The organism is Spirosoma fluviale, assembly GCF_900230225.1.
GTDB lineage: Bacteria > Bacteroidota > Bacteroidia > Cytophagales > Spirosomataceae > Spirosoma > Spirosoma fluviale.
This window is the reverse complement of the sequence record NZ_OCNH01000001.1, coordinates 2,255,789-2,280,475: the sequence shown is the minus strand read 5'-3', so window position 1 is coordinate 2,280,475 and position 24,687 is coordinate 2,255,789. Positions and strand designations below refer to the sequence as shown.

Below are 24,687 nucleotides of genomic sequence, written 5' to 3'. Positions count from 1 at the left end.
CTATTCAAGCTATTAGTGTAAACAAACCATGAATGGGTTTATAAATATGGGTATATATTTATGAAATCGGTTGTAGTGTAACACCTTCCAAAGGATTAACGCTGTAAAACGTCTGCCCTTTGGAAGGTTTTGTTTTTATCCGTCGCTGGCTGGTGTCTTCTCCTTAAGGGACTCCAGCTTTAAGATAACCGGCCAAAGCGCTCGAACGCCTGACGGTCCAGCTCTTCCCGGTGGTCGGGGTGGGCAATGTTAATGAGTGCCCTGGCACGCTGGCGCAGGTTCTGTCCATAGAGGTCAGCAATGCCGTATTCCGTAACGATGTAATGAACGTGGGCGCGGGTGGTCGTCACGCCAGCGCCTTCTTTCAGGAAGGGCACAATTTTGCTGAGGCCTTTACTGGTCGTTGAAGGTAGAGCAATTATGGGTTTTCCGCCTTCTGAAAGCGATGCGCCCCGCACAAAGTCCATTTGTCCGCCAACACCCGAATACTGATAAGTACCAATGGTATCGGCACAAACCTGACCGGTCAGGTCAATTTCAATGGCCGAATTGATGGCCGTAACTTTGGGGTTCCGTCGGATAATGGCCGTGTCGTTGGTAAAACTGGCCTGCTTCATGGCCACCCCCGGATTATCGTCGATGAAATCATACACGCGCTGGCTGCCCATCACAAAGGCCGAAACGATTCGGTAAGGCAGTACCGTTTTATGTTCGCCGGTAATGACACCCCGCTCTACCAGATCAATGACCCCGTCCGAGAACATTTCGGTATGAATACCCAGCCCTTTGTGGTGAATCAACTCGGCCAGGGTTGCGTTGGGAATCCCGCCGATCCCTAGTTGAAGCGTAGCGCCATCTTCCACCAGACTAGCTACGTACTGCCCGATTTTTCGATCATCGGCACTGATTTCTCCGGGCAGTACTTCATAAATGGGTTCATCGACTTCCACAGCCGCGTGTAACATCGACATCGGAATCAGGCCGTCGCCGTGGGTGCGCGGCACACGTGGGTTGATCTGGGCAATCACGTATTTAGCCGCGTGGATGGCCGACAGCGAAATATCGACTGATGGGCCTAAGGAACAGTACCCGTGTGCATCCGGCGGTGATACCTGAATAAGAGCCACGTCGATGGGTAATATATTCCGACGGAACAGGAGGGGGATCTCACTCAGAAAAACAGGTACGTAATCGCCTATTCCCTGATTGAGCTGCTTTCGCATATTGGCGCCGATGAAGAATGAATTAGGACGGAATGATGCCTGTAGGTTACTGTCCAGATAAGGCAGGGGACCTTCTGTATGCATATGGCATACTTCTACATTGGTTAATTCACTGGCCCGGTCCACCATGGCCTTTATGAGCACATGGGGTGTTTGAGCGACGCTGTGAATGAAAACACGATTGCCGGACTGGATGGCCGAAACGGCCTGCTCGGGAGTTGTAATAGGAAGGATGGATGGCATAATAGCTGACTTAAAACAGGCTTCGGCTGTTTTGTTCTACTGAAAAATGGTACTGAAACAGCCTGAGCCTGTTTCGGCTCTTAGCGGCCTATATACACAACGCTGGGATGAAGAAGGAGGTTTATAGAACACTACTATTAGTGAGTCTTTAGTACAGGATGGGCTAACATCTGCTGAAACCAGCGTCCCGAGGCCTTCACAATTCGTTGCTGCGTCCGGAAGTCGACATACACCAGGCCGAATCGGGGACGGTAGCCTTCGGCCCATTCGAAGTTGTCGAGGAAGGTCCAGGCAAAATACCCCGCTACCGGAACACCTTCCTGTTTGGCCCGAAGAACGTTACGCAGGTAGTTTTGATGATACTCCATCCGGGCAATGTCATTTACCCGGCCCTGCTCAACCCGGTCGTAGAAGGCGGCTCCACTTTCGGTAATGTATATTTTTTTGACGCCGTCGTACTGCGCAAACTGATTGATAATTCGGTACATACTTTCGGGGTACACTTCCCAGCCCATTTCGGTAATGGTCTGTACGTTTCGGCGGAGGGGCGAAACTTCCTTCGCCCATAAATAAGGTATAAAATACGACTGCTCGACTACGGCCCTGAAGTAGTGCTGCAACCCAATGAAGTCAAAATCAAAGGCTAGCCGCTCCAGATCACCGGGTTTGGCTACTTTTTTGGCTATACCAGCCAGAAACGGCAGTTCCTTTGTCGGGTAACCCAGTCCGAGGGTGGGTTCCAGAAAAAGTCGGTTGAGCAAGGCATCCACCCGGCTAGCGGCTGTCCGGTCGCCGGGGGTAAAGGGATCAATAGGGGAGCAGGAAAAGGTGGTGCCTACCTGCGCATCGGGGATATTCTGCCGTACGACCCGGCCTCCTTCGGCCTGCGCCAGAGCGGTATGGTGAATGGCTGGTAATAAATTCCGGAAGCTGCGTCGGCCCGGCGCGTGCTGGCCGGTGAAATACCCAAGAATAGACGAGGCCAGCGGTTCGTTGAGAATGAGCCAGTGCTTGACTTTATGCCCAAACGCTTTTGTACACACATCGGTGAAATCGGCGAACCAGTCAACAATTTGCCGATTGGGCCAGCCCCCTTTGTTTTCGAGCGCCTGCGGCAAATCCCAATGGTAGAGCGTAATCCAGGGGATTATTCCCAAGGATAGGCAGTGATCGATAAGCCGGTCGTAAAAGAGAAGTCCCGCTTCGTTGATGCGCCCCCCGTGTTTTGGTCCGACGCCATCGGGCAGGATGCGTGACCAGGAGAGCGAAAACCGAAAGGCATCGAAGCCCAGTTCTTTATGCAGCCGCAGGTCTGATTCATAGCGGTCGTAGAACTCGCAGGCGATGTCGCCGTGCTCGCCGGTTTTAATTTTACCTTTCTGATGGCTAAAGGTATCCCAGATGGACGGCCCCCGCCCGTCGCGGTCAACTGCCCCTTCAATCTGGTAGGCGGCTGTGGCCGTTCCCCAGACGAAATCGGGTCCGAAATCGTGCTTCATAGATCGTTTACAATCGACATTTTTCGGCCTGCCATCCAGACGTTAAGATTGGCGTTAGCCGTTGGTCAGCAATGCCATACTCTGCGTACATTTAAGGCAAAACTAAGGCGTTAAGTGGTTATGCCCATTATTACCCGAAAAAAGCAAATTTATTCGATAGGTAACCGGTTGAGGGACTACCTGGTTCAGTACAATCGCGAACACCCGCTGCCCATTCAGTATACCGATCTGCTCCGGTACGATAATTCAATTGCGCTCTTCGACAAACGCGACCGGGACACGCTTTGGGAAACAGTTTTTTATCCGGCCTCCGAAGTCGACGAGATTTTGCTGGCGCTCAAAACGATCTACGCCATTCTGAAAGCCGACGGCGACATGTCGGTAACCGGGCATTTAACCATCGACCGGGTCGATTTGTGCTCCTACGGCAACACAGTGCCCTTTCGCGTCCGGGTCCGAAACCTGGTAAACGATAATTTCGATTATTTCTACATCAAAAACGCCGATGCCTCCAGGGTGTATGGACTGGAACTGGAGCACATTTTGTCCCCTAATCGGATCAGTTATCTGACCAGTGGGAAGACGCTGATCGAAGAACATATTGCGGGAATACCGGGGGATATGTTTTTTGAGCAGCAGATGCAGGACCCTGATCGGAACCCGGTTCGGTTATGTAAAGAATTTGTGAAGTTTAATGAACGGTGCTTCCTGCGGCTGTTGGGGGATATGCACTCCAGCAATTTTGTGGTGGATATCACGCCGGATTTTGATGAAGTCTACTACCGAATCCGGGCCATCGACTTCGATCAGCAATCCTACGAAGGCCGAAAATCGGTGTACATGCCGCAGTATTACCGACAGAATCAATCCATCATCGACCTGGGCCGGGCCTGCCTGACGCCCGAAAGTGTACACCAGTATCAGGTTGAAGAGCGGTCGCTGGTGGCGGGGCGGTTGCGGGTCGAGCAGATTCGGATTCGCGAACTGATGACTGCCATGCGTCAGGATTCAATTGCCCCGATAGCCAACGTAGAGCAGCTTCGCGAAGCCCTGAACCGACATTACCACACCCGAAACTTTACCAAATGCCGCACAATGGGCGATATCGTCTGGCAAAGTCTGGAGGTCGTATCTGCCCATTAGCCCGTAACGATCAACGGCCCCAATCCTTAGCAGGGTGGGGCCGTTGATCGTTACGGTAGGATAGATAAAGCGCTGGGCTGATTAGCCGCGACGACCGTAGGGCATTGGGCGACCGGGTCGATTATTTTGCTGGTAAGCGAACAGTCGATCCCGTTGCGAAGAGGTCAGCACCGCCAGCACATCCTGCCGTTTACGAAGCTGAAGCTGACGGAAGCCATCGGGTGTCATGCGGGCACTGGCAAAAAGCTGGTCGTAGTTATTTTCGATCTTACGAAGCTGCTTTTCCTGCCTGCGGGACAGCCCTACGATGGCGTCGATCCGGTCAATCTTGAGTTCGTCCTGAACCTGGTCGTTGTTGTAACGACCCTGTGCCTGTGGAGCGCGATTGTCAAAAGGTCTTGAATAAACACCCTGGGCAAAGCTGGTAGCGGTGGTAAGGGCAAAGAAAGTAAGGGCGGCTGCGATTGTCTTTTTCATGATCAAGTTGTTTGTTTTTATGGGTTTCTTGATCGTTAGAGGTAAAACGGTGTGCAACGTTTAACGAAGCAGCAGGGCATACTCGCCGAATGCCCGTTTGCGCGCTCTGAATTGGCCTAAATTACGCCTGAATGGCCTTTTCTTTTTCTTCCTGCCGATGGGCCATGCCCTGGGCGATGATACTGGCAACAATTAATTGAAGCGCATGGTAAACCATAATGGGCAGCAGCACAACCCCGGCAATAGTGCCCGGGAAGAGCACCTTGGCCATGACACTGCCCTGCACCAGCGATTTTTTGGACCCACAGAACAGCGCCGTAATGCGGTCTTCGCGGTTAAAGTTGAAAAGACGGCTGATGAGGTGAACAAAGCCAAAGATAAGGAAGAATAAGCCCAGCATCATACCCGCCAGTTCGGCTAAATCGCCCGCCGAGTAGCTGGCGAATAAGTTAAGCGAGAACGATTCGCAGAACGCCGTGTAAACGATCAGCAGAATCGTTAACTGGTCGAAGTAGCGTAGATAGGATTTATATCGTTCGGCAAACCAGCCCAGCCTCCGATTCAGCAGCAAGCCCAGCACTACGGGCACAATAACCTGAATGGTCAATTTTCCGATGACGCTATTGAGATCGTACTGGCCATTGGTGCTGCTCAGTAAATAACTCATCCAGAGGGGGGTAATGAACACGCCAATCAGACTGGAGATACTGGCGTTGAAAATGGCGGCAGGAATGTTGCCACCGGCAATGGAGACCATCACAATGGATGAGGAGACGGTAGAGGGTAGCGCAGCCACGTAGAAAATGCCCAGCCAGAGTAATTCGGTATCGGGCGTAAGGAGAAACGAACGGGCGGCCAGCACAACGGCCGGAAAAACAATAAAGGTGGTTGTATGAATGAGTAGATGTAACCGGTAGTTACGCAGTCCTGCCTTTAGCTGGTCGAAATTCAGGCGAAGGCCATAAAAAAAGAAAATCAGGGTGACCCCGTAGTTGGCCAGCGAGGACGGGGAAAGGATTCCTTCCTGAATACCGGGTTCGGGCCAGACTTTCGCCAGTCCAATCATGGCCAGCAAAGCGAGAATAAACCAATCGAGCCCAACGCGGGCCATAAGAGTGCCTAATGAATTTTTTGCCATACAATCCGGAAACGTATCCGTAAACCTATCAAATAATTGCTCAGTCCTGACTGATCGGGCCTAAATCCCGTCCGATTTATAAAACAAAACGAAGCCGTGTTGTTAACCGGCAAGTCTACATCCTGAAGTATATGCCATTTACCTGTTCGTATAGCGCGTCACGACATCGAGTAAAACCTTATTGGCTTGTTGCGTCGACAAGGAATGGGTGTGCATAATCCCTTTCGCCAGAGCAGAATACAATAGGGTAATTCCATGGCGGCACCGGTTTATTTCGGGTGAATCGGCGAACTGTATTATCGGCGACTTCCCGATCAAATCATCGTAACGAAGCATCCTGCGTATAGGCTTCTCTGGTTTGGCAGGTTCTGACAGTTCCTCTAACGCCGATTCAAGCGTCGCCCGAAGTTTGATAATGCACAATACTTCACTCCGGTAACTTGGGTTGTTGAATACGGCCTCCACTAACTCGTCATGGGTTTGCATGGTGTTGTAAAGAGATCTATGAATTAAATTTAATTCGTTTGTCTGTTTCTGATAAAATTGACTCAGCGCTTCAGGGATTACTTCTATAACGGCTTCGGTTAACGAAAAGATTACCGCTTTGCCAAATTTTCGGATAGGCGGTTAGACCGGCCCCCCATCCTGCTTTAGCTAGTGTGGGCTTTGGCCAACCATGTAGGTGTAAAATGCATTCGAACAATCCTCTATTTTCATGTTTCCACTACTAAATTATTTTACCCTGGGTGGCGCATTGGTCAGTGTCTTAGGTTTGCTGACTGGTGAGTCTGGTAAACGAAATAAGTCGCTACCTAAACCAATGGTGGCGCAGGTCGATACCACAAAGCGGCCGGAAGAAAACCGCTTCACCAAAACGGTGCTGTCCAACGACCTGAACGAGCCTATGGAACTGGCCGTAGCTCCCGATGGCCGCGTGTTCTTCGTTGAACGGGGTGGTAAATTCTACATGTACGATCCGGTGCAGCGAAAAACCCGTTTGCTGTATGATTTCCCGGTAAAAGCCGTCGATAAATACCTGAACGGGCTGCTCGGTATGACCATCGACCCGAATTTCAGCAAAAACCACTACCTGTATTTCTTTTACACTATTCAGGATAAGGAACAGACAAGGCAGCGGATTGCCCGGTTCGTGATGAACAATGACAATACGCTCGATATTGCCAGTGAAAAGTCCATCATCGAATTTCCGATCGACCTCGAAGTGAGTGCCCACACGGGGGGCTCGATGGCCTGGGATACCCACGGCAACCTGTTTATTTCGACCGGCGACAACACCGTACCCTTCGAATCGAACGGGTTTGCGCCCATCGACGAGCGGGCCGGTCGGTTAACGTTCGATGCCCAGCGGTCGGCGGGGAACCCGAACGATCTGCGGGGTAAAATTCTCAGAATTCATGTCGAAGCCGATGGGTCTTACACCATTCCGGATGGCAATCTTTTTCCGAAAGGTACAACAGGAACGCGCCCTGAAATTTATGTGATGGGTTGCCGAAATCCGTACCGTATTTCGGTCGATCCGGCTACGTCTATTGTCTACTGGGGCGAAATCGGGCCGGATTCCGGTACCGACGGGCCGCAGGGACCACGGGGCTATGATGAGTTCAACCAGGCGAAAAAGGCCGGTAACTACGGCTGGCCGTATTTTGTGGGCGATAGCAAGGCCTATCATCAGTACGATTTCGCCAGTAAAAACGCCGGGTCGCTGTTCGATCCATCGGCACCTGTTAACAACTCCCCGAATAATACCGGTGCCAAACAGCTCCCCCCAACAACCAAAGCGATGGTGTGGTATCCGTACAACAAATCGGATGAGTTTCCCGAACTGGGGGTTGGCGGTCGTTGTGCGATGGGTGGCCCTGTATATCACTACAATGCGGCCCTCCAGTCGAAGACGAAAATACCGGTTTATTACGATAAAGCCCTGTTCATGTACGACTGGATGCGCAACTGGGTCTTTGCCGTGCGACTCGACGATCAGCAGAATTTTCAGTCGATGGAGCCGTTTATGCCCGCAACGGGCGATTTCCGGCGGCCGGTCGACATGGAAATTGGCCCCGAAGGCTCGTTCTACATGTTGGAATATGGCTCGGTTTACGGCATCGACAACGACGATGCGCGGCTGGTACGAATTGATTTCAACCCCGGCAACCGGGCACCCGTGGCCAAAGCTGCCGCCAAAGATACCATTGGCCTGGCTCCGTTGACGGTCGCGTTCAAAAGCAAAAGTTACGATTACGATAAAACGGACAATCTACGCTACCAGTGGCGGTTTGAGGGCAACAAAGTAGCCTCGACCGAGGCCAACCCGACCTATACCTTTCGCAAAAATGGGATTTACAACGCCCTGCTGACCGTTACGGACCCGTCCGGCAAAACAAGTACCGATACCCTGACGATTAAAGTAGGAAACCGGATGCCGCAGGTCGCCATTGCCACTACGGACAACAGCACGTTTTTCTTCCCGGATCAAACCCCACTGCGGTATTCCGTAGCCGTGACCGATCAGGAAGATAAGGTGATCGACAAGAAAAAGGTAAATGTGGCGCTGACCTACATTCCCAAACTAGCCGGTAACGACCAGCCGGTAGGTCACCAGCAGATTTCGGCTTCGTACAACCTGGGTAAATCCCTGATTGCTGGCAGCGATTGCAAAGCCTGCCATCAGGTAGCCGCTAAGTCGGTGGGGCCGTCTTTTACGGAAGTCGCCAAAAAGTACCAGGGTGATAAGACCGCAACGGCCAAACTGGCCAACAAGATCATTATTGGGGGCGGGGGCGTTTGGGGCGAACACGCCATGAGTGCTCACCCGCAGCTCTCGCGGGAAGAAACAACCGAAATGGTCAAGTACATTTTCTCCCTGGCCAATCAGCCCACCGACAATCGGCTTCCGCAGCAGGGAAGTCTGGTGCTGAAAGACCATGTCGGCAACGACGCCCAGAGCCGGTACATCCTGACTGCATCGTACACCGACAAGGGTAGCGTTGGCGCACCCATGCCCAAACTGGCGCTCACAAAAAACGATGTCCTCGTGCTGCGTCCGGCTAAAGTACTCGGTGCCGAAGCCGACTCCGTTTATAAAATGTCGAAGCAGGGGCGACGCCTGGGGAACGCCAAACATGCGTCGTTCTTCGTATTGAAGGGCATTGACCTGAAGGATATTGATCAACTCATGTATCATTATTCGTCGAAGGATGAAGCGGCCACGATCAACGTTCATACCGGTTCGCCCACCGGGCCGGTTATCAGTACGCTGAACTACACGCCCACCGGCGAGTGGAAAAACTATTCGGATGCGAGCGCTCCTATTCAGAGTGTGGGCGGTAAGCAGGATCTTTATTTTGTGTTCGACAAGCCCGGTAGTCCCGATAAACCCCTGATTTCGCTCGAATGGCTCCAATTCAAGCGAAAAGCAACGGCCACGAGTGAGCTCAATAAACCTACTGGAAAGTAAACCTAATTAAACCAAGTCAAGTACGATTATCCCCAATCCATGAACAAATCTTTTGTAGTAATTACCTGTCTGGCTACGTCCTTGTTCTCGCTGAACGGTGCGTCTGGGTTGCCTGCCAAGCCACCCGTAAAGGCTGCTGCCAATGCGAAGAAATCCATTACCGGAGCGGAAGTGAAGCTGCCCGCTGGTTTTTCGGCTACTGTTGTGGCGGAAGAAGTGGGGGCAGCCCGGCACATCGTTGTGAATAAAACCGGCGATATTTATGTGAAACTGGCCAAACTGAAAGATGGTAAGGGTATTTACCGCTTACGCGACACCAACAAAGACGGTGTAGTCGATGAACGGGTTGGCTTCGGCGATTATCCCGGTACGGGTATTTTTATCCGGAATGGCTATTTGTACACCTCGTCCAATAACAGCATTTTCCGGTATAAGCTGAACGAAAATCAGGAAGTGATCAACCCGGATGCGCCCGAGAAACTCGTATCCGGCTTGCGTGAAAAAGACCGCGATAAGTCGAAATCCATTGCCGTCGACAATCAGGGAAACGTGTATGTTAACATTGCTTCAGATAACGACGCCTGCCGGGAAGCCGGAACGGGCAAAGGCCTGATGCCCTGCCCGCTGCTCGACTCGGCCGCCGGTATCTGGCGCTTCAAAGCCGATGTTCTGGACCAGCCTTTCTCCAGCGGGGTTCGTTTTGCTACCGGCCTGAAAAACGTGGTTGGCCTGGACTGGAACAGCAAAACCAACTCGCTGTTTGTGCTACAGCACGGTCGGGGCAAGTTCGATGATTTCTACCCGCAGTATTACACCCCCAAACAAAGCGCCGAGCTACCCGCCGAAACGATGTACGAAGTGCATCAGGGCGACGATGCGGGCTGGCCTTACGTGTATTACGACCATTTTCAGAAAAAGAAAATTCTGGCTCCGGAGTACGGTGGCGATGGCAAGAAAACCGGAACGGCCAAAACCATTAATCCAGTAGCGGCTTTCCCGGCGCATATGGGGCCTAATGGCCTGTTGTTCTACACGGGAACGGCTTTCCCGGAGAAGTACCGTAACGGGGCTTTTATTGCCTTCCATGCGCAGTCGCAGGAGTTACACAAAGGGTATTTGATCGGGTTTGTTCCGTTCAAGAACGGCAAGCCATCGGGTCAGTGGGAAATCTTCGCCGATAATTTTGCCGGTACGGATTTGGTGAAGCCAACGGGTCCGGTTCAGCACCGCCCCTGTGGACTGGCGCAGGGACCGGACGGTTCGCTGTACGTGACCGATGACCTGAATGGAACGCTGTTTAAGATCAGCTACCAGGCGTCGAATGCGAAAGCAACGGCTTCGTCGAAGAAATAAAGTCTAATGCCACCACCATGGACAAATCTTATATAGCCCCGCTAGTCGGGGCTATTTTTTTGCCTGATCCGGTTTAAACAATGGCAGATCAATGATAAACTCAGTTCCCGTATCTACTTCCGAATTCACCGTAATGGTCCCATCATGACCTTTGGTGATGATATCATAGCTAAGCGAAAGGCCCAGTCCAATTCCCTGGCCGGTTGGCTTGGTCGTGAAAAATGGCTGGTAAATCTTTTCAATGATGGCGGGAGGAATACCCCTGCCATTGTCTTTGATCACCAACTGTATGGAATTGGCGAACCGTTGGGTACTTACCCAAACTTGGGGTTCATAGGTCTTCCCAACTCTCTCTGCCTTTTCCAACACGGTATAAAAAGCGTTTGTGAACAGGTTTATGAGAACCCTGGATAACTCTTGATGCATAACACTGACGGTCACAATTGTTGGGTCGAAATCAGTATGTAGTTGAATGGGTGTACCAGATGTATTGGCTTTTGTGCTTCTATAAGTAAGGTTAAAGTAATCCTGGACAAGTGCATTCAGGTCTATATTCTGTTTCGCCCCGGAGCTGCTACGTGAATGCTCAAGCATAGACCGGACAATTGATGAAGCCCGTTTGCCATGATGGGTAATCTTTTGCAGGTACAATTCCAACTGGCCGAATAGCTCCTGGGCGGGAGCCGACTGGTCGTTTTTTAGCTCCGCCTGAAGTTCCAAAACGATCTCTTCGCCTAATTCTGAAAAATTATTGACCAGATTAAGGGGGTTTTGAATTTCATGCGCGATGCCTGTCATTAATTGCCCCAGACTAGCCAGCTTTTCTTTTTGTATGAGCTGGGTTTGTGTTGACTGTAATTCCTTCAGGGTTGTTTTTAACTCCTCCTGCCGGGCATTAAGTTGCTGCGTTCGCTCCTGTACCTTTTGTTCGAGGACGACATTCTGCGTTTCTACCAGTTGGCGGTTGTCTTCCGACAGCCGAAGCTGCTCCCGTATGGCTTCGTCCTGTTTTTTCTTGAGCAGGTTTACCTTGTAAGAAAGGGCAAGGGTAAACAGAATAATCTCAAATCCGGAGCCAATATGAATGCTGTTGTAGGTCCAGAACAAGTGGGGCAAGAAGCCGTAGGCGTACTGTAGAAAAACAAAAATTGACACAAAAAAGACCAGGTTACCGACCAGATAAAACAAGGCTGGTTTGAACCCCTGTCGGTAAATGACAAAAGCAGTTACGATACTGAAAATGCCTTCTGCCAATGCCATTAGTGGAATCAGGTCAATGGTTCGGCCGGTGCCGTTACCCCAGTAAACGGAAAAAACAAAGAGGATGGTACTCAGCAAGTAGGCGCCAATAGCCACCAGCCCCACCAGATAAAAGCGTCTGGCCCGCTGTCGTAAACGAAGGAAGTATAGGGTAAAAAGCACATGAAGAAAACCCGTCAAACCGGCTACTGCACTGCCGTAGCGTTCGAGCGATGGGTTGGCTGACCACAAAAACTCAGCCGTGAAGCCCCTGTACAAACCCAATTGAACGCCTACACTCAACACCCAGATGGCATAAAGCAGGGTGTCCCGGTCTCCCAGTCGAATGAACAGCAACAAACTGTACACGATAATAATGAGAATAAATCCGTAATAAAGTCCGTAAAAAAGATCTTCCCTATGAATGGTGCCCAGCAGGTTAATCGTCGACCGGGCGTTGAAATACAGGCAGGTCGTGTAGATACCCTGCATGTAGATGTACAGGGTGTGCGTCTGCCCATTTTGAATTTGCAGCGGATATATCAGCTTACTGTATCGAAACGGTTCCTGTGGCTCGGCAACAAGCCGCCCTAAATGTTGCCGGTTGATAATTCGGTTATTGGCTACTTCATACACGTCAATCCGCTCCGTACCCGAATACACAAAGTGGAGAAAGAAAGGGTCGGTTGTTGGGTTGGTGAGGTCGATACGAAACCAGTAGGCTCGCTGGTAATCGTCCGGACGAATTTTCTGATTTTCGGTAGGCGTAAACGGATACCGGTTCGGGTGTTGTAACAGGGAGTCGATAGTAATCCGGCCGGGCTGAACTTCAAGGATCAGGCTCTGCCGAAACAGATCGTAGGTCTGTAGTGGGTTTCGCAAAAAGACAGATTGGCTCTTTCCTTGCAGAAAGAGCAGGTATAGGATAACGAATCCCCCCAATCGAATTATAGCTCCCATATCGGCATCTTGTTTGCAAGTCTTTATACCTATTATGCACCTCACCAGCTACTTGCCTTGGTCTTCCTGCGAACCTCACACAACAGCGACTGACTAAAAACCTGATTGGTTTTGAAGAATGGGTTTATCAAGGTAAAAGTAGATTGCCGCCTGAATACAACTGTTCTGTAATCGGCCAACTTAGTTGGTATTTGAGACAGCCCGTACTGGATTTTGATTTGCCAGATAATCCGATGGAGTCTTTCCGAAAAACTCTTTGAAAGCCGTACTAAAATGCGCCGGGCTTTCGTAACCGACCATGTAAGCCGCTTGAGATACATTGTTTCCCTGCCGCATAAAATGCAACGCTCGTTTCAGCCGGTATTGCCGGATAAATGCATTTACGGGCATATTGATAAGAGCCGTCAACTTCCGGTGCAGTGTTCGGCGGCTCATACCGGCTTCTTTAGCCAGCTCATCGACCCCAAACGTCGTATCGTCGAGTTGTGCTTCGATCAGCTTATTCAAGGTGTGTACAAAACTGTCTTTTACGGACTCGGCAGCTACCGTGTTCTCCGACTGGATAAGTTCTCTATGATAATGTTCCCGCAGCTTTCGTTGCCTGTCCAGGATGTTATGCAGTTTCAGTTTGAGTTCGTCAACATGAAATGGCTTGTTAATATAGTCATCAGCACCGGTCTGAAATCCTTCTATACGGCTTGATTGCGCAGTTTTTGCTGTAAGTATCAGTATGGCGATATGATCGGTATCGGGATTGGACTTTAGTCGCCGGGTTAATTCGTAGCCATCCAGGCCGGGCATCATAATATCGGTCAGGACGATATCCGGGAGTTCATTTCTGGCAATCTCCCAGCCTTCGATACCATTGTTGGCTGTAATGATCCGGTAAGTGTCTGCCAACTCGCCAGATACAAATGTGCCTAATTCCTGATTGTCCTCAACCACCAGTACCAACGGTTTATCTTGATCCGATGAATTATAAACAGGGACTTCCAAAGGGACGTTATAAGCGCTTCCCACCAGCAGACCCGGTTCCAGTGTGATGCTTTCAGTTGTATCATTCAGAGCGGGAGAAAGTGGCAGGTCAACGGTGAACGTAGTGCCCGATGGCTGATCTATGCCATGTGGAACGCTTTGTACATGCACTTGTCCGCCCATTAATTCGGTCAGTTCTTTTACCAGCGACAGGCCAATGCCCGTACCGGGATTAGACACATAAACCGCTTTATGGACTGGGTTGCCCGGCTCTACCTGATAGAAACGGTTAAATATATACGTCAGCTTTTCGGGTACAATACCGATACCCGTATCCGTTACGGCTAGACGCACCCCGTTGTTATGCTCGGTAACCTGGATGTGTATGTTGCCTTCCGGTGTAAACTTAATGGCATTGGAAAGCAGATTATGGACAATCCGCTCCAGCTTACCCGTGTCAAACGAATATAGGCTGGTTAATTGACATTCATACGACAGGGTCAGTCGTTTCTGGTTGGCTATCGGCTCAAAGGCCATGACAATCTGCTCAATAAAATCACCCAGATCTCCAACGGTTTGTAACAGGGTAAGGTGTCCTGATTCCAGCTTGGCCAAATCGAGCAGCTGGTTAATCAGTTGAAGCAGTTGCTGGCCATGCCGTTCAACGTTACGCAATCCATTGGATAAGTCCGGCGGGGTAGGATACCGCTGGATCAGTTGCTGCATGGGGGATAAAATCAGCGTAAGCGGGGTGCGTAACTCGTGCGTGATGTTGTCGAAAAAACGCGTCTTGAGAGCATCGATTAGTTTTAAATGATCAGTTTCCCGCAATTGCCGTATATGGTGTACCGTTTTTTCGATCGTGAGTTCCATATCTGCAAAGTCAATGGGTTTACAGACAAAATCGAAGGCTCCCCGGTTCATGGCCTGCCGGATATTACTCATGTCGTCGTAGGCGGATACAATGACGGTGCCCAGTAGAGGATTTAAGGAAGGAAGTTGCGCCAGGACGGATAGTCCGTCAAGTTCTGGCATGTTAATATCCAGCAGAACCAGATCAATATCGGGTTCCTGTTCAATTTTCGCTAGTGCCTCACGGCCATTGTGGGCAAATCGAAATTGATAAACGCCTTGCTGAATCTTTGATCGAAACTTCCCCAGAAAGATGGGCTGTATATCTTCTTCATCATCGACGACAAGAATAGTGGTTATCATGTAAGGTGTTTAGGAAGTTTCGTAGGGTAGGTAGGTAAATATATACATAAAAGTGGCGTTTATATACTTTTTTGGCATTTGAGGGCAGTATTATTTGAAATAAAAGTTGACATTTCGCCTAAAGGCGACATATAATGGCCGAATCCCCGCGTTTGAAAAGAATACCCACTACAGGTCTAAAGGAGCTTTCCAGATTGGGGTGGCAACGGAAGAGAATGGATCAGTATCGTTGCAAATAGGCACCTTCCTGCTAACGTCTTCAAATGAGATCAAGAAAATCCTGTTCTTTAAGTCCACAAAAGACAAAACGAATCTGGATTACTGCTCCCGAAAAGGGGTGCTTAACGAACAGGTATACGGTGCCATTCGTGACGCCATGCAAGTGAAGCTTGGGCAAAAAGCGACCGATTTTATCGCTGAAATTGAGTTATAATTGAACTGTCCGTTGGCGGTTTCGTAAACGTTACGGTCTACGAAACCGCCAACGGACAGTTCAATTATAAGCCGCTAAGGTTTCTTATTTCACTTCACTCACTTCCAACACCACGCTGGTTCGGCGGGTGTCTACCTGGGGATTGAAGCCGATGGTCATCAAGTAGTTGCCTGAATAAGTTGCCGTATTGGAATTGATTCGGGAGGTTGTGCCGGGATAAACATTCAGCTCCTGAATGCGGTAGTTTTTGGCGGGGTCGAGGCCATTTAGTTTTACGGGTGCCTGGCTACCCGCTTTGTATCTTGAATTGACTAAATACGTGAACCAGACCGCCCGGTCGCGGGACTCGCTGACATACATGGAGGCCGCAACATCATTCGTATACGGAGAAGCAAGTCGGTACAAATCACCTTTCCAGATTACGTTTTTGATGCGCTCATAGGTTTTCAGCGCCTGCTGGCTGAAGGCTAATTCTTCCTCCGTCAGTTTACTTACTACAATATCGTACCCGATTTTTCCCATCATGGCCACGTCGGTACGGAACTTGATGGGTTGTTTGCCCCAGTCGGTCACGTGGTTACAACTGGCAATGGACGGGAAGAAATAAGAATAATTCCACTGGATGAATATCCGTTCCTGGGCATCGGTATTATCACTCGGCCAGTATTCGGTGAAGTATTTCAGGGCACCGTAATCGACCCGGCCACCGCCACCCGAGCATAGCATCATGGGCAGGGTAGGGTACTTAGCCCGCAGCCGGTCCAGCACTTTATAAAGTCCCTGCACATAATCTACGTACAGGTTTGACTGGTTCTGGATAGTGGCCGAAAACGCATTGTAGATCACGGCGTTGCAATCCCACTTGATGAAGCCCAGCGTTGGGTTTTTGGTCAACAAGCCGTTTACAAGATCGTACACAAAATCCTGCACTTTGGGATTCGACAAATCGAGAACCAGCTGATTTCGGAAGTAATACTCCGACCGATTGGGCAGTTTAATGACCCAGTCGGGGTGCTTTTCGTACAACTCGCTTTTGGGACTCACCATTTCCGGCTCCAGCCAGATGCCGAATTTAACGCCCGCACTTTCGGCGTCCTTCACCAGATAGCCGAGGCCATGCGGTAGCTTCTTCACATTTTCCTGCCAGTCGCCCAGCCCGGCCCGGTCATTATTGCGGGGGTATTTGTTGCCGAACCAGCCATCGTCAAGCAGAAACAGATCGACGCCAAGTTTTTTGCCATCCTTAAACAGAGCACTTAATTTCTCCTCGTTAAAGTCGAAATAGGTAGCTTCCCAGTTGTTCAGGAGTGTCAGACGGTTGCCTTCTCCCTGCGGGATTCGGTGTTTACGAGCCCAGCGATGAAGACTCCGGCTTGCTCCGCCCTTACCTTTATCGGAATAGGTAAACAGGAAAGCGGGTGTGGTAAATTCGGTGCCGGGTGCGAGGGAATAGGCCGAGGCATACGGATTGATGCCCGGTATGATCCGGAGGTTATGCAGCGGGTCGACCTCAAACGCCAGCTGGTAGTTCCCCGACCAGGACAGCGTACCAGCAATCACTTCGCCCTGCTCTTCTTCGGCGGGTTTGTTCAGCGATACCAGAAACGAAGGCGGCTGGAACAGATCGGCGCGGGTGCCGAGCTTCGAGTCCAGTATTTTGATTCCTTCGGTAAGCGGTATTTCGCTGGGATTCATTTCGTTGGCCCAGTCGCCGTGAAAATGGGTCAGGTAGTAATTCTGCGCCGGGATGTACAGGTTTGCCGAAGCGTACTTCAGGAGCGTTACGGGTTTCTTCTCCGTATGCCGAATGGTGCTCCACTGCTCAATTACATCTTCGTTCTGGTAGGCTTTGTAATAAAGCGTAACTTCAAACGGGTACTGTGGATCTTTCAGGTATACTTTGGTTAGCACGACGCCGTCGGCCACCGACTGGCTTTCATGCCGAACGTACTTCAGGTCGAGGGAAGGATTGCCATCGGCATGGGTAACCTGGATGGCGGGTTCCAGCAGATTGCGGCTGCCAGCGGGTGTATAGACTGAATTATAGATGTCCGTGTAATCTTCACCCCGCTTACCTCTGGCCGGGATCGATGCATATTCTGCCGCGTTACGGAGCTTTGGTCCAAGATGAACAAGGGTAGGGAGCTGGTCTTTGTCGACCCGAATAACAAGGGCTGTTTGCCGGGTTTCAATGGCAATATGGGTATCGCCCGGTGCCGCCTGTATGCGTGAGATGACCAGAAAAAAAAGAAAAACTGACAGACAGAGCTGTTTCATCGAAATTACAAAAAGTGGTGAATTGAATAGTTAATATTTTGTTAATGGGTGCTTTCCAGTTCCTGGTACAGTGCCTCCAGATCAATTTTATTCGATGGGGTCGTATCGGCCTGTAGCACCCGCTTCATATAGGCAAGCGCATCATGTGTATGCGCGGGTTTGATGGAGGCCACGCAATCGACCGGGATAGAAAGCGTTAAGTCACGCATATAAGCGTCATTTGCTGAAAAAAGGATACACGAGTCCGTACTCAGGCCGGTCAGAATCACGTGCTTCACTTTCAGATAGGTGAGCAGCACATCCAGCGAAGTTTCATAGAAGGCGGAGTTCTTGGGCTTAAGTACGAAATAATCGTCTTTATCGGGTTTGAGCACCTGGGCCAGATAATGTCCCCGAACACCGTCGTTCAGTACATGTTCAACCACTTCGTTAAAATCAGATCGCCATCGCCCAAAGTTATCATTGGCATAAATGACCGGTATATTCTGTTCTTTAACGCGCTGTTTTAGGGTCGTAATGGCCTCGGCTACCCGTTTGGCGGGCTCCAGAAACTCATCACCTCCCGGAAACTCCAGATCGTTGATCATGTCAATAATCAGTAGAGCAACCGGCGAGGAGTCCGGGGCGTTTCCGTGTAAGTCGTTATTTTTGGTGTTCATGGTGGTCCGTCGAGGAGTTTAGTAGTCGTTTCTTTATCTGTAGATAAACGAATGGAGTACTGAAATGTCCCGTTCCAGGCCACCAATTATTAGTTGGTGGGCCTGGTGGTGTATTCCATAAATCGGTAAACTTCCTGCCGGGTAAAATCGAAAACCTGGGCTGTTTGACTACGGAGTTGCTTGTACGCCTGGGCGGGCATAATGGGCGTTGGCGAATCGGCCAGTACCGGGTTGCCAACCGCTCCTAAACTCGTCACGTAATGGGCAATACTGAATTCATACCCTTTTTCACTGCCGTTGGGAATAACCAGCGAGGAAAAATCCCAGCCCAATAAGTTACCCCGCTTAATTCGCTCGGTGCTTAATTTCTTAAGTTGGCCAACAACACCATCGTAATCTGCACCGGGAGTCCGGCGACGAATACGATCAACGATCATGAATTGAGTACCATCGGGTGCGAATTTTGGCGCGAATGTGCCATCGTTTATCTCCCAGATTTCAATTTTAACAACGGGGGCCGTCTGCCGGTCCCGTTTTTGCAAATCGGCCATTTTAGCCTGAACGCTGTCCCCATAAATGCGTGCCAGTGCTTCGGGCGATGCCCCTTTAATGGCCATTTCGGGCGTAACGATCCGCGTCACATAGTCGTATTCAGTTTGGTTTGGGTTCGATGTGAATTGTTTGACCGTCATGTACCAGCCTTCCAGCTTACCTTCATCAACCGCAGCCTGATTGATCTTTTTCCATTCTCGTTCTACGGGTAATGCATCCTGAATGGTAAGTCCCGGCGATAGCTTGTGGTAAATCAGGTACATGTACTTTTTCTGGGGTGTGGTTGACTGAGCATGCCCATAATAGTGGACAGGAATGAACAAGCTTAGCAGGATGAGTTTTCTGAGTAAACGAGATAGCAAAGGCATGAGCGGAATTTGGTTATGCATAGAGTTTTAGGAGCGCAATCTAATCAAAAAGGGCTTTTTGGGAGAATATACTACAGTGTGAAACGCATACAGAATCGGGAACAGCGGGCGTTAACCAAGCTAAATGGCGTATATATAGACATACAAAAGAGGCCCGGCAGAATGCCAGGCCTCTTGTTGGTCAATGTACTGTCTGCTTATTTATAGGCAGGATTTTGAGTAAGCGTTGGTTTGCCCGCAATAGACGAATTGTCGATGGCTTCCTGTGGGATTGGGAAATACTCGTTCTTCCCTTTAGCAAATCGGGCTCCTTTCAAGTACGTCCGCTTATTGCCTTCTGTAGCCGTGTAGGCAGTTAGCACGTCGGCGGCAACACCCCAACGAACGAGGTCGAAGAAACGGTGACCTTCCATGGCAAACTCAAGGCGTGTTTCGTGCCGAACGGCTTTGCGGGCGGTCACTTTGTCGGTCCAGGGGGCCGAATACTCCTTGATGACGTAATTGGCTGCGGGCTCATTCGTTTCCGTATAAGCATCCCGAGTGCTTCCCTGAATGGCTTTTTTTACCCAGTCGTTCGGGTTAGCAGCGCGGGCGCGTACCTGGTTGACGAGGGCTCTGGCCCGTTCGAGGCTACCAATTTCCACTTCACATTCGGCCAGCCAAAGCAGGACGTGTGCGTAGCGAATCAGACGGAAATTGTTGCCGGTCAGGTTCGTCCATCCAACACCCAGCAACGTGTTTTTCTTAGAGGCAACGTGCTTCTTAGGTGAGTAAGGGCCAGCATACGTTTGATCCCGGATGAAATCACTGTTGTGAATTTTGAAATCTTTATACAGAATTCCCCGACGGCCAACCGTCCAGTCAAGGCGTGGGTCAAGCCGACCGGCATCGGGTGTATAAGTTGCTTCGAGCGGAATACCCTGGTCGTTTTTAACGTCTACATCGTTAAACGTATCCAGCAGTGGCAAGCCGTTCGCATCGGTTTTGTAGGCGTTTACCAGGTTCTGAGAAGGCTGGTAGAATCCGCAGCAGCCCCAGGGTGAAGCATAGGGGTGAGCCAAGCCCATACCTGCCGTGGCGGCTCCGTCATCAGAAGCTGATTTGGCGTACTGTACTTCAAAGATGGATTCGGCATTGTTGCGGGTGTCCGAATCGAAGTTCTGCGAGAAATTATCAATCAGTTTATACTTACCGCTGGTCACGATCTGGTCCAATACCGTTTTTGCCTGCTGTAATTTCGCCGTGTTAGCCGCACCTGTAGAGATATCGAAACCCTGAAACATGTACGTTTTAGCCAAATGCGCTAAGGCCGCAAATTTGGTTGGACGACCCGGCTGACTCTGCGTTTCAGGAAGTGCGGCAGCCGCTGCGGTAAAATCAGCTTCGATGTTCGGCCAAATCTCTTTATCGTTGGGGATTTTGGTCGAATTCGGGTCGCTAATGTCGTAGATCTTCTCATCAATGTAAGGCGCGTACCGGAAGATTTTCCGGGCTTCGAAGTGGAAATAACCACGAAGAAATTTAGCCTCTGCTTCAATCTGTTTCCGCCGGGCATCGGTGATATCCTTTACCGTAGGCAGAATATCGAGTACGTTGTTAGTCCGGGCAACCCCTTCATACAACCCACGCCATTTGTTGCGGATGTGGTTGTTCGTTGGCTGGAAGTCGTACCGTTCAATGAAGGACTGCTCGGGCTGGTCGCCCGCATCGGTACCTTTATAGGCATCATCGGAGGGAATACCGCCGAATACCCAGTTCTGTACCTCATTGTTCCAGGCATCCTGACCACCAATTCCCTGGCCATCCAGCATACCATAGGCACCAACCAGAATGCCCTCAATTCCTTTAAGATTCGATAGCGACGCCGGGCTATACTGACCCTGGGGCGGGCGGGTTAAAAACGAATCGTTACAACCATCAAGCACAATAAGGCCCGTGACAGTGAACGCAGATAGTAAAAGCTTTTTATGAAATGTATGCATGATTTTTTAAAGTTGTCAGGTGAAGAGTAGCTTAGAATCCAACACTTAGGCCAAACAGCAACGTACGTGAAGCAGGCAGGTAACCACCGTCGAAACCGAGATTCCGGTTTCTGTCGCCGTTGAAGTTGTTCGAAATGCTAATCTCTGGGTTAAGCCCCTGGTATTTGGTGAATGTGAGCAGGTTCTGGCTCTGTACGTAAACCTGGCAGCTGCTCAGGCCCAGTTTGGAAAGCAAACCGGCAGGCAGGGTGTAGCCCAACTGGACGTTTTTGATCCGGAAATACGAACCATCTTCAATGAAGTAGGAGGAAGGACGGCTACTGATCTGGTCATTGGCATCCGGAATGGGTACCGTACCACCCGGGTTCGATTTTGACCAGGCATCGTACAACGACCGACGGGAGCGGTTACCCTGGAACGTATTGAAATCCGTGAAATACCGGGTATAGTTATAAATTTTGTTCCCCTGCGATCCGTTGCCAAAAATGGTCAGGTCGAAGTTTTTATAACCAAGGTTCAGGTTGATACCGTAGGTGAAATCAGGGTGGGGGCTTCCAATAACGGTACGGTCGGCATCGTCGATTTTACCATCGCCGTTGACATCGGCCATTTTGAATTTACCGACGGCATTGTAATCACTATAGGGAGCCCAGGCTTTCGCTTCTTCGGCCGTCTGGAAGATGCCGAGTACCTGATAGCCAAAGAACGACGAAATGGGCAGACCAGCCTGCGTCAGGGTTACCGCTGGCACACGTGAACCATAACCGAAATAACGGGTATTATCGCTTTCGTCCAGTTTCAGCACTTTGTTGCGGTACGTAGCAAAGTTGATGCTGGCTCCGTACCGGAAATCTCCCTTGCGGTCTTTGTAGCCAATGGCCAAATCGATACCCCGGTTCTGCATACTACCCACGTTGTAGGCGGGGATGTCGGCATCGCCTGCCGTAAACGTGAAGGGTGAGGTGAAGAGCATGTCGGTCGTTTTTCGGCTCCACACATCAAAGCTCACATCTAACTTATTCGACAACATAGCCAGGTCGAAACCAAAATTGGTCGAAGCCGTTGCTTCCCATTTTGCATTGGGGTTACCAAAACGCTGTGGGCTGAAACCAGCCGTGGCCGTGGACATACTCCCATCAATTGGGTATCCATTCGTAGATGTATTGGAGCGGTAAGTGGTGTAGGCATTGTAATCACCAATGGCCTGGTTACCGGTTTTACCCCAACCAGCCCGCAGTTTCATGTCACTAACGAACGTCAGGTTATTCTTGAAGAAATCTTCCTGCGAAATACGCCAGCCTGCCGAAACAGCCGGGAACAAAGCACTGTTCGAGGCCGACAGGAAGCGTGACGACTTGTCCTGCCGAATAATGGCCTGGAACAGGTATTTGTCGCTATAGGCATAGTTCAGCTTACCGAAAACCGAGAATAGGGAGTAATCCTGCTCAATGCGTCCTTCGTTACTTGCCGAAGACTGGGTGCCGAGATCAAGATAGCTTTGAATGTCCTTCTGTTCGGTGAAGTAACCACTACGGGCGGCCCCGAAGAATTCCTGATACTGTCGGATGGCTTCGGTACCAACGAAAGCATCGACCTTATGAACGTTTTTAAACGTTTTCGAGTAGTTCAGCGTGTTGGTCCATACCCACTGATAAAAATAACGGTTCTGGTCGGTCAGGCTATTGTTGAAGCTACCCTCGATGTATTCCGGATTAGCCCGTCCGAGGTACTTGGCACGGTCTCCGTTGGCATCGAGACCCATTGAGGTACGGGCCGTCAACCCTTCTATGATGTCGACTTCGGCATAGGCATTACCAAATACGCGAAGGCTATTGTAGCGGTTGTCCCGCTCCCGGAACAGGGTGGCTACCGGATTGGAGTTGTTGCCCAGGTTGAGTCCCCGGCTACCGGCAAAGTTCCCGGCAATGTCATAGACCGGAAGCAGCGGATGGTGTTTGTACGAACCCGATACGGCGTTCTGTTCTTCGTTATTGTTAAAACCTCCTTTACGGCTGCTGTAAGCGGCTGTCAGGTTCTCACCAACACGAATGCGCTTTTTAACATTGAACTCCGTGTTAGCCCGGATGGAATAACGGTCGTAGCCAATATCCCGCACGGTTCCCTGCTGATTGAAATAGCCTACCGATAGGGCATAACGGCCGGTTTCTGAACCCCCCGTTGCGCCGAGCTGATAGTTTTGAATGGGGGCAACACGAGATACTTCATCGAACCAGTTCGTATTGGCCGAACGGGTAATGGCGTAGATGTTGTCTGGTGTGAGCGAATACTTGCTGGGGTCAACAGCGGCAGTGCCCTCGGCACCTTTGCTCGGAAACACATAGGCCGGGACCGTCACCTGCCCAGTAGCACCATAGGTATACTGGCCGTGTGAAGGGGTTTTCCCGGCGTTAACATCCGCCAGATACAAATACTGACCCAGTTCCGTAGCGTTCAGAACCTCGCCTTTTTTAGCCCATTGCTGCGAACCATAATAGGCATCGAACGTAATCCTCGATACACCGGCTTTGCCTTTTTTGGTCGTTACGATAACTACCCCGTTAGCCGCTCTGGAGCCATAGATAGAGGATGCCGAAGCGTCTTTCAGCACCTGAATGGTCTCAATATCATTCTGGTTGATCGTTCCCAGGTTCTGGGTGGGTACGCCGTCAATAATATAGAGCGGATCGTTGTTGCCAATGGTGCCAAATCCACGAATCCGTACCGTTGCCGAACCGCCCGGTGTGGCATCGTTCGTTACCGTTACGCCGGCTACCCGACCCTGTAATTGCTGCGCAACGTCGGTTGCCGGAATAGACAATAACTCTTTGGTGTTCACCGTCGATACCGCACCCGTAATATCCCGCTTGGATTGGGCACTATAGCCCGTGACGACAACCTCGTTGAGCGTGGAGACATCTTCCGACAGGGCGACATTAATTACGGACTGATTACCGACGACAACCTCCTGTGCTTTAAATCCGATAAACGAATAAACGAGGGTAGTTCTGGCAGGCGCTACAATGCTGTATCCACCATTGGCATCACTTACAACTCCGCGCGATGTGCCTTTAATTGAAACGTTTACGCCGGGAAGCGCGCTGCCTTCGCCCTTGGATGTGATCCGCCCCGTAATAGTACGATCCTGGGCTAAAACTGCCGTGTGCATCAATAATAAGGTAATCCATAGTAAAATGGACCCCCTACGTAAATAGTAGAGATTCTTCATACGATTTAAGTATAAATACTTAGTAAGGTTAGTTTGATACTTTTGCAAAAATAAATTCTTTCGGGATAAATAAATTTAATTATAAAATTATTTGATGAAAATGTTACCTTTTTCGGGGGCTAAAAGGCCTTAAAAAATTATTTTGTATACTAAAGGAATTATAAATATTTAAAGAAAGCTAGCTGAGCCTTTATCATTCTTATCATTGACTATATTGTACAAATACTCAAAAAGCGACATTATAGACTAATGC

16 protein-coding genes are annotated in these 24,687 nt (G+C 50.2%); 4 read left to right on the top strand and 12 right to left on the bottom strand.

The genetic code is table 11. The features are described from left to right. Positions 1–179: 179 nt before the first annotated feature. Positions 180–1,466: an acetyl-CoA hydrolase/transferase family protein gene (locus CRO74_RS09485; protein WP_097125706.1), complete on the bottom strand. Its 1,287-nt coding sequence runs from the start codon at positions 1,464–1,466 to the stop codon at positions 180–182. A 137-nt stretch (positions 1,467–1,603) separates the two neighbouring features. Beyond that, positions 1,604–2,965 (bottom strand): GH1 family beta-glucosidase, encoded by a 1,362-nt coding sequence (locus CRO74_RS09480; protein WP_097125705.1) that lies wholly within the window; start codon positions 2,963–2,965, stop codon positions 1,604–1,606. Between the two features lie 120 nt (positions 2,966–3,085). On the opposite strand from CRO74_RS09480, the gene CRO74_RS09475 reads away from it, so the two are divergent. Further along, positions 3,086–4,108, top strand: a complete 1,023-nt coding sequence (locus tag CRO74_RS09475; protein WP_097125704.1) for a hypothetical protein — start codon at positions 3,086–3,088, stop codon at positions 4,106–4,108. Positions 4,109–4,189: 81 nt separating this feature from the next. On the opposite strand, the gene CRO74_RS09470 is transcribed toward CRO74_RS09475, so the two are convergent. From CRO74_RS09470 to CRO74_RS09460, 3 genes are all read right to left on the bottom strand, one after another. Beyond that, positions 4,190–4,585: a hypothetical protein gene (locus tag CRO74_RS09470; RefSeq protein ID WP_097125703.1), complete on the bottom strand. Its 396-nt coding sequence runs from the start codon at positions 4,583–4,585 to the stop codon at positions 4,190–4,192. Between the two features lie 121 nt (positions 4,586–4,706). Next, on the bottom strand, positions 4,707–5,723 hold the full coding sequence (locus CRO74_RS09465; protein ID WP_097125702.1) for a bile acid:sodium symporter family protein: 1,017 nt from the start codon (positions 5,721–5,723) through the stop codon (positions 4,707–4,709). Positions 5,724–5,861: 138 nt separating this feature from the next. Further along, positions 5,862–6,209, bottom strand: coding sequence for a hypothetical protein (locus tag CRO74_RS09460; protein ID WP_097125701.1), 348 nt, complete (start codon positions 6,207–6,209; stop codon positions 5,862–5,864). A 229-nt stretch (positions 6,210–6,438) separates the two neighbouring features. Between CRO74_RS09460 and CRO74_RS09455 the strand changes: the two genes are divergently transcribed. Both CRO74_RS09455 and CRO74_RS09450 read left to right on the top strand, forming a co-directional pair. Beyond that, positions 6,439–9,195: a PQQ-dependent sugar dehydrogenase gene (locus tag CRO74_RS09455; protein ID WP_097125700.1), complete on the top strand. Its 2,757-nt coding sequence runs from the start codon at positions 6,439–6,441 to the stop codon at positions 9,193–9,195. A 39-nt stretch (positions 9,196–9,234) separates the two neighbouring features. Next, positions 9,235–10,548: a PQQ-dependent sugar dehydrogenase gene (locus CRO74_RS09450; RefSeq protein ID WP_097125699.1), complete on the top strand. Its 1,314-nt coding sequence runs from the start codon at positions 9,235–9,237 to the stop codon at positions 10,546–10,548. 51 nt (positions 10,549–10,599) lie between these two features. Here the strand turns inward: CRO74_RS09450 and CRO74_RS09445 are convergent, their stop codons facing one another. Next, positions 10,600–12,747 (bottom strand): sensor histidine kinase, encoded by a 2,148-nt coding sequence (locus CRO74_RS09445; protein ID WP_097125698.1) that lies wholly within the window; start codon positions 12,745–12,747, stop codon positions 10,600–10,602. A gap of 180 nt (positions 12,748–12,927) precedes the next feature. Continuing rightward, positions 12,928–14,937 carry a response regulator gene (locus CRO74_RS09440; protein ID WP_245877792.1) on the bottom strand — a complete coding sequence of 670 codons (2,010 nt, stop codon included), beginning with the start codon at positions 14,935–14,937 and terminating at the stop codon, positions 12,928–12,930. Positions 14,938–15,043: 106 nt separating this feature from the next. Between CRO74_RS09440 and CRO74_RS09435 the strand changes: the two genes are divergently transcribed. Beyond that, entirely contained in the window at positions 15,044–15,370 is a 327-nt protein-coding gene (locus CRO74_RS09435) for a hypothetical protein (RefSeq protein WP_097125697.1), read from the top strand. A gap of 84 nt (positions 15,371–15,454) precedes the next feature. Here the strand turns inward: CRO74_RS09435 and CRO74_RS09430 are convergent, their stop codons facing one another. The 5 genes from CRO74_RS09430 to CRO74_RS09405 all read right to left on the bottom strand — a co-directional run bounded on the left by CRO74_RS09430 (position 15,455) and on the right by CRO74_RS09405 (position 24,434). Continuing rightward, positions 15,455–17,647 carry an alpha-galactosidase gene (locus CRO74_RS09430; protein WP_097125696.1) on the bottom strand — a complete coding sequence of 731 codons (2,193 nt, stop codon included), beginning with the start codon at positions 17,645–17,647 and terminating at the stop codon, positions 15,455–15,457. Positions 17,648–17,688: 41 nt separating this feature from the next. Beyond that, positions 17,689–18,306 carry a cysteine hydrolase family protein gene (locus CRO74_RS09425; RefSeq protein WP_097125695.1) on the bottom strand — a complete coding sequence of 206 codons (618 nt, stop codon included), beginning with the start codon at positions 18,304–18,306 and terminating at the stop codon, positions 17,689–17,691. Between the two features lie 89 nt (positions 18,307–18,395). After that, positions 18,396–19,247, bottom strand: a complete 852-nt coding sequence (locus CRO74_RS09420) for a hypothetical protein (RefSeq protein WP_245877791.1) — start codon at positions 19,245–19,247, stop codon at positions 18,396–18,398. A 176-nt stretch (positions 19,248–19,423) separates the two neighbouring features. After that, positions 19,424–21,208 carry a RagB/SusD family nutrient uptake outer membrane protein gene (locus CRO74_RS09410; RefSeq protein WP_097125693.1) on the bottom strand — a complete coding sequence of 595 codons (1,785 nt, stop codon included), beginning with the start codon at positions 21,206–21,208 and terminating at the stop codon, positions 19,424–19,426. A 31-nt stretch (positions 21,209–21,239) separates the two neighbouring features. Further along, on the bottom strand, positions 21,240–24,434 hold the full coding sequence (locus CRO74_RS09405; RefSeq protein ID WP_097125692.1) for a SusC/RagA family TonB-linked outer membrane protein: 3,195 nt from the start codon (positions 24,432–24,434) through the stop codon (positions 21,240–21,242). Between the last annotated feature and the right edge of the window lie 253 nt (positions 24,435–24,687).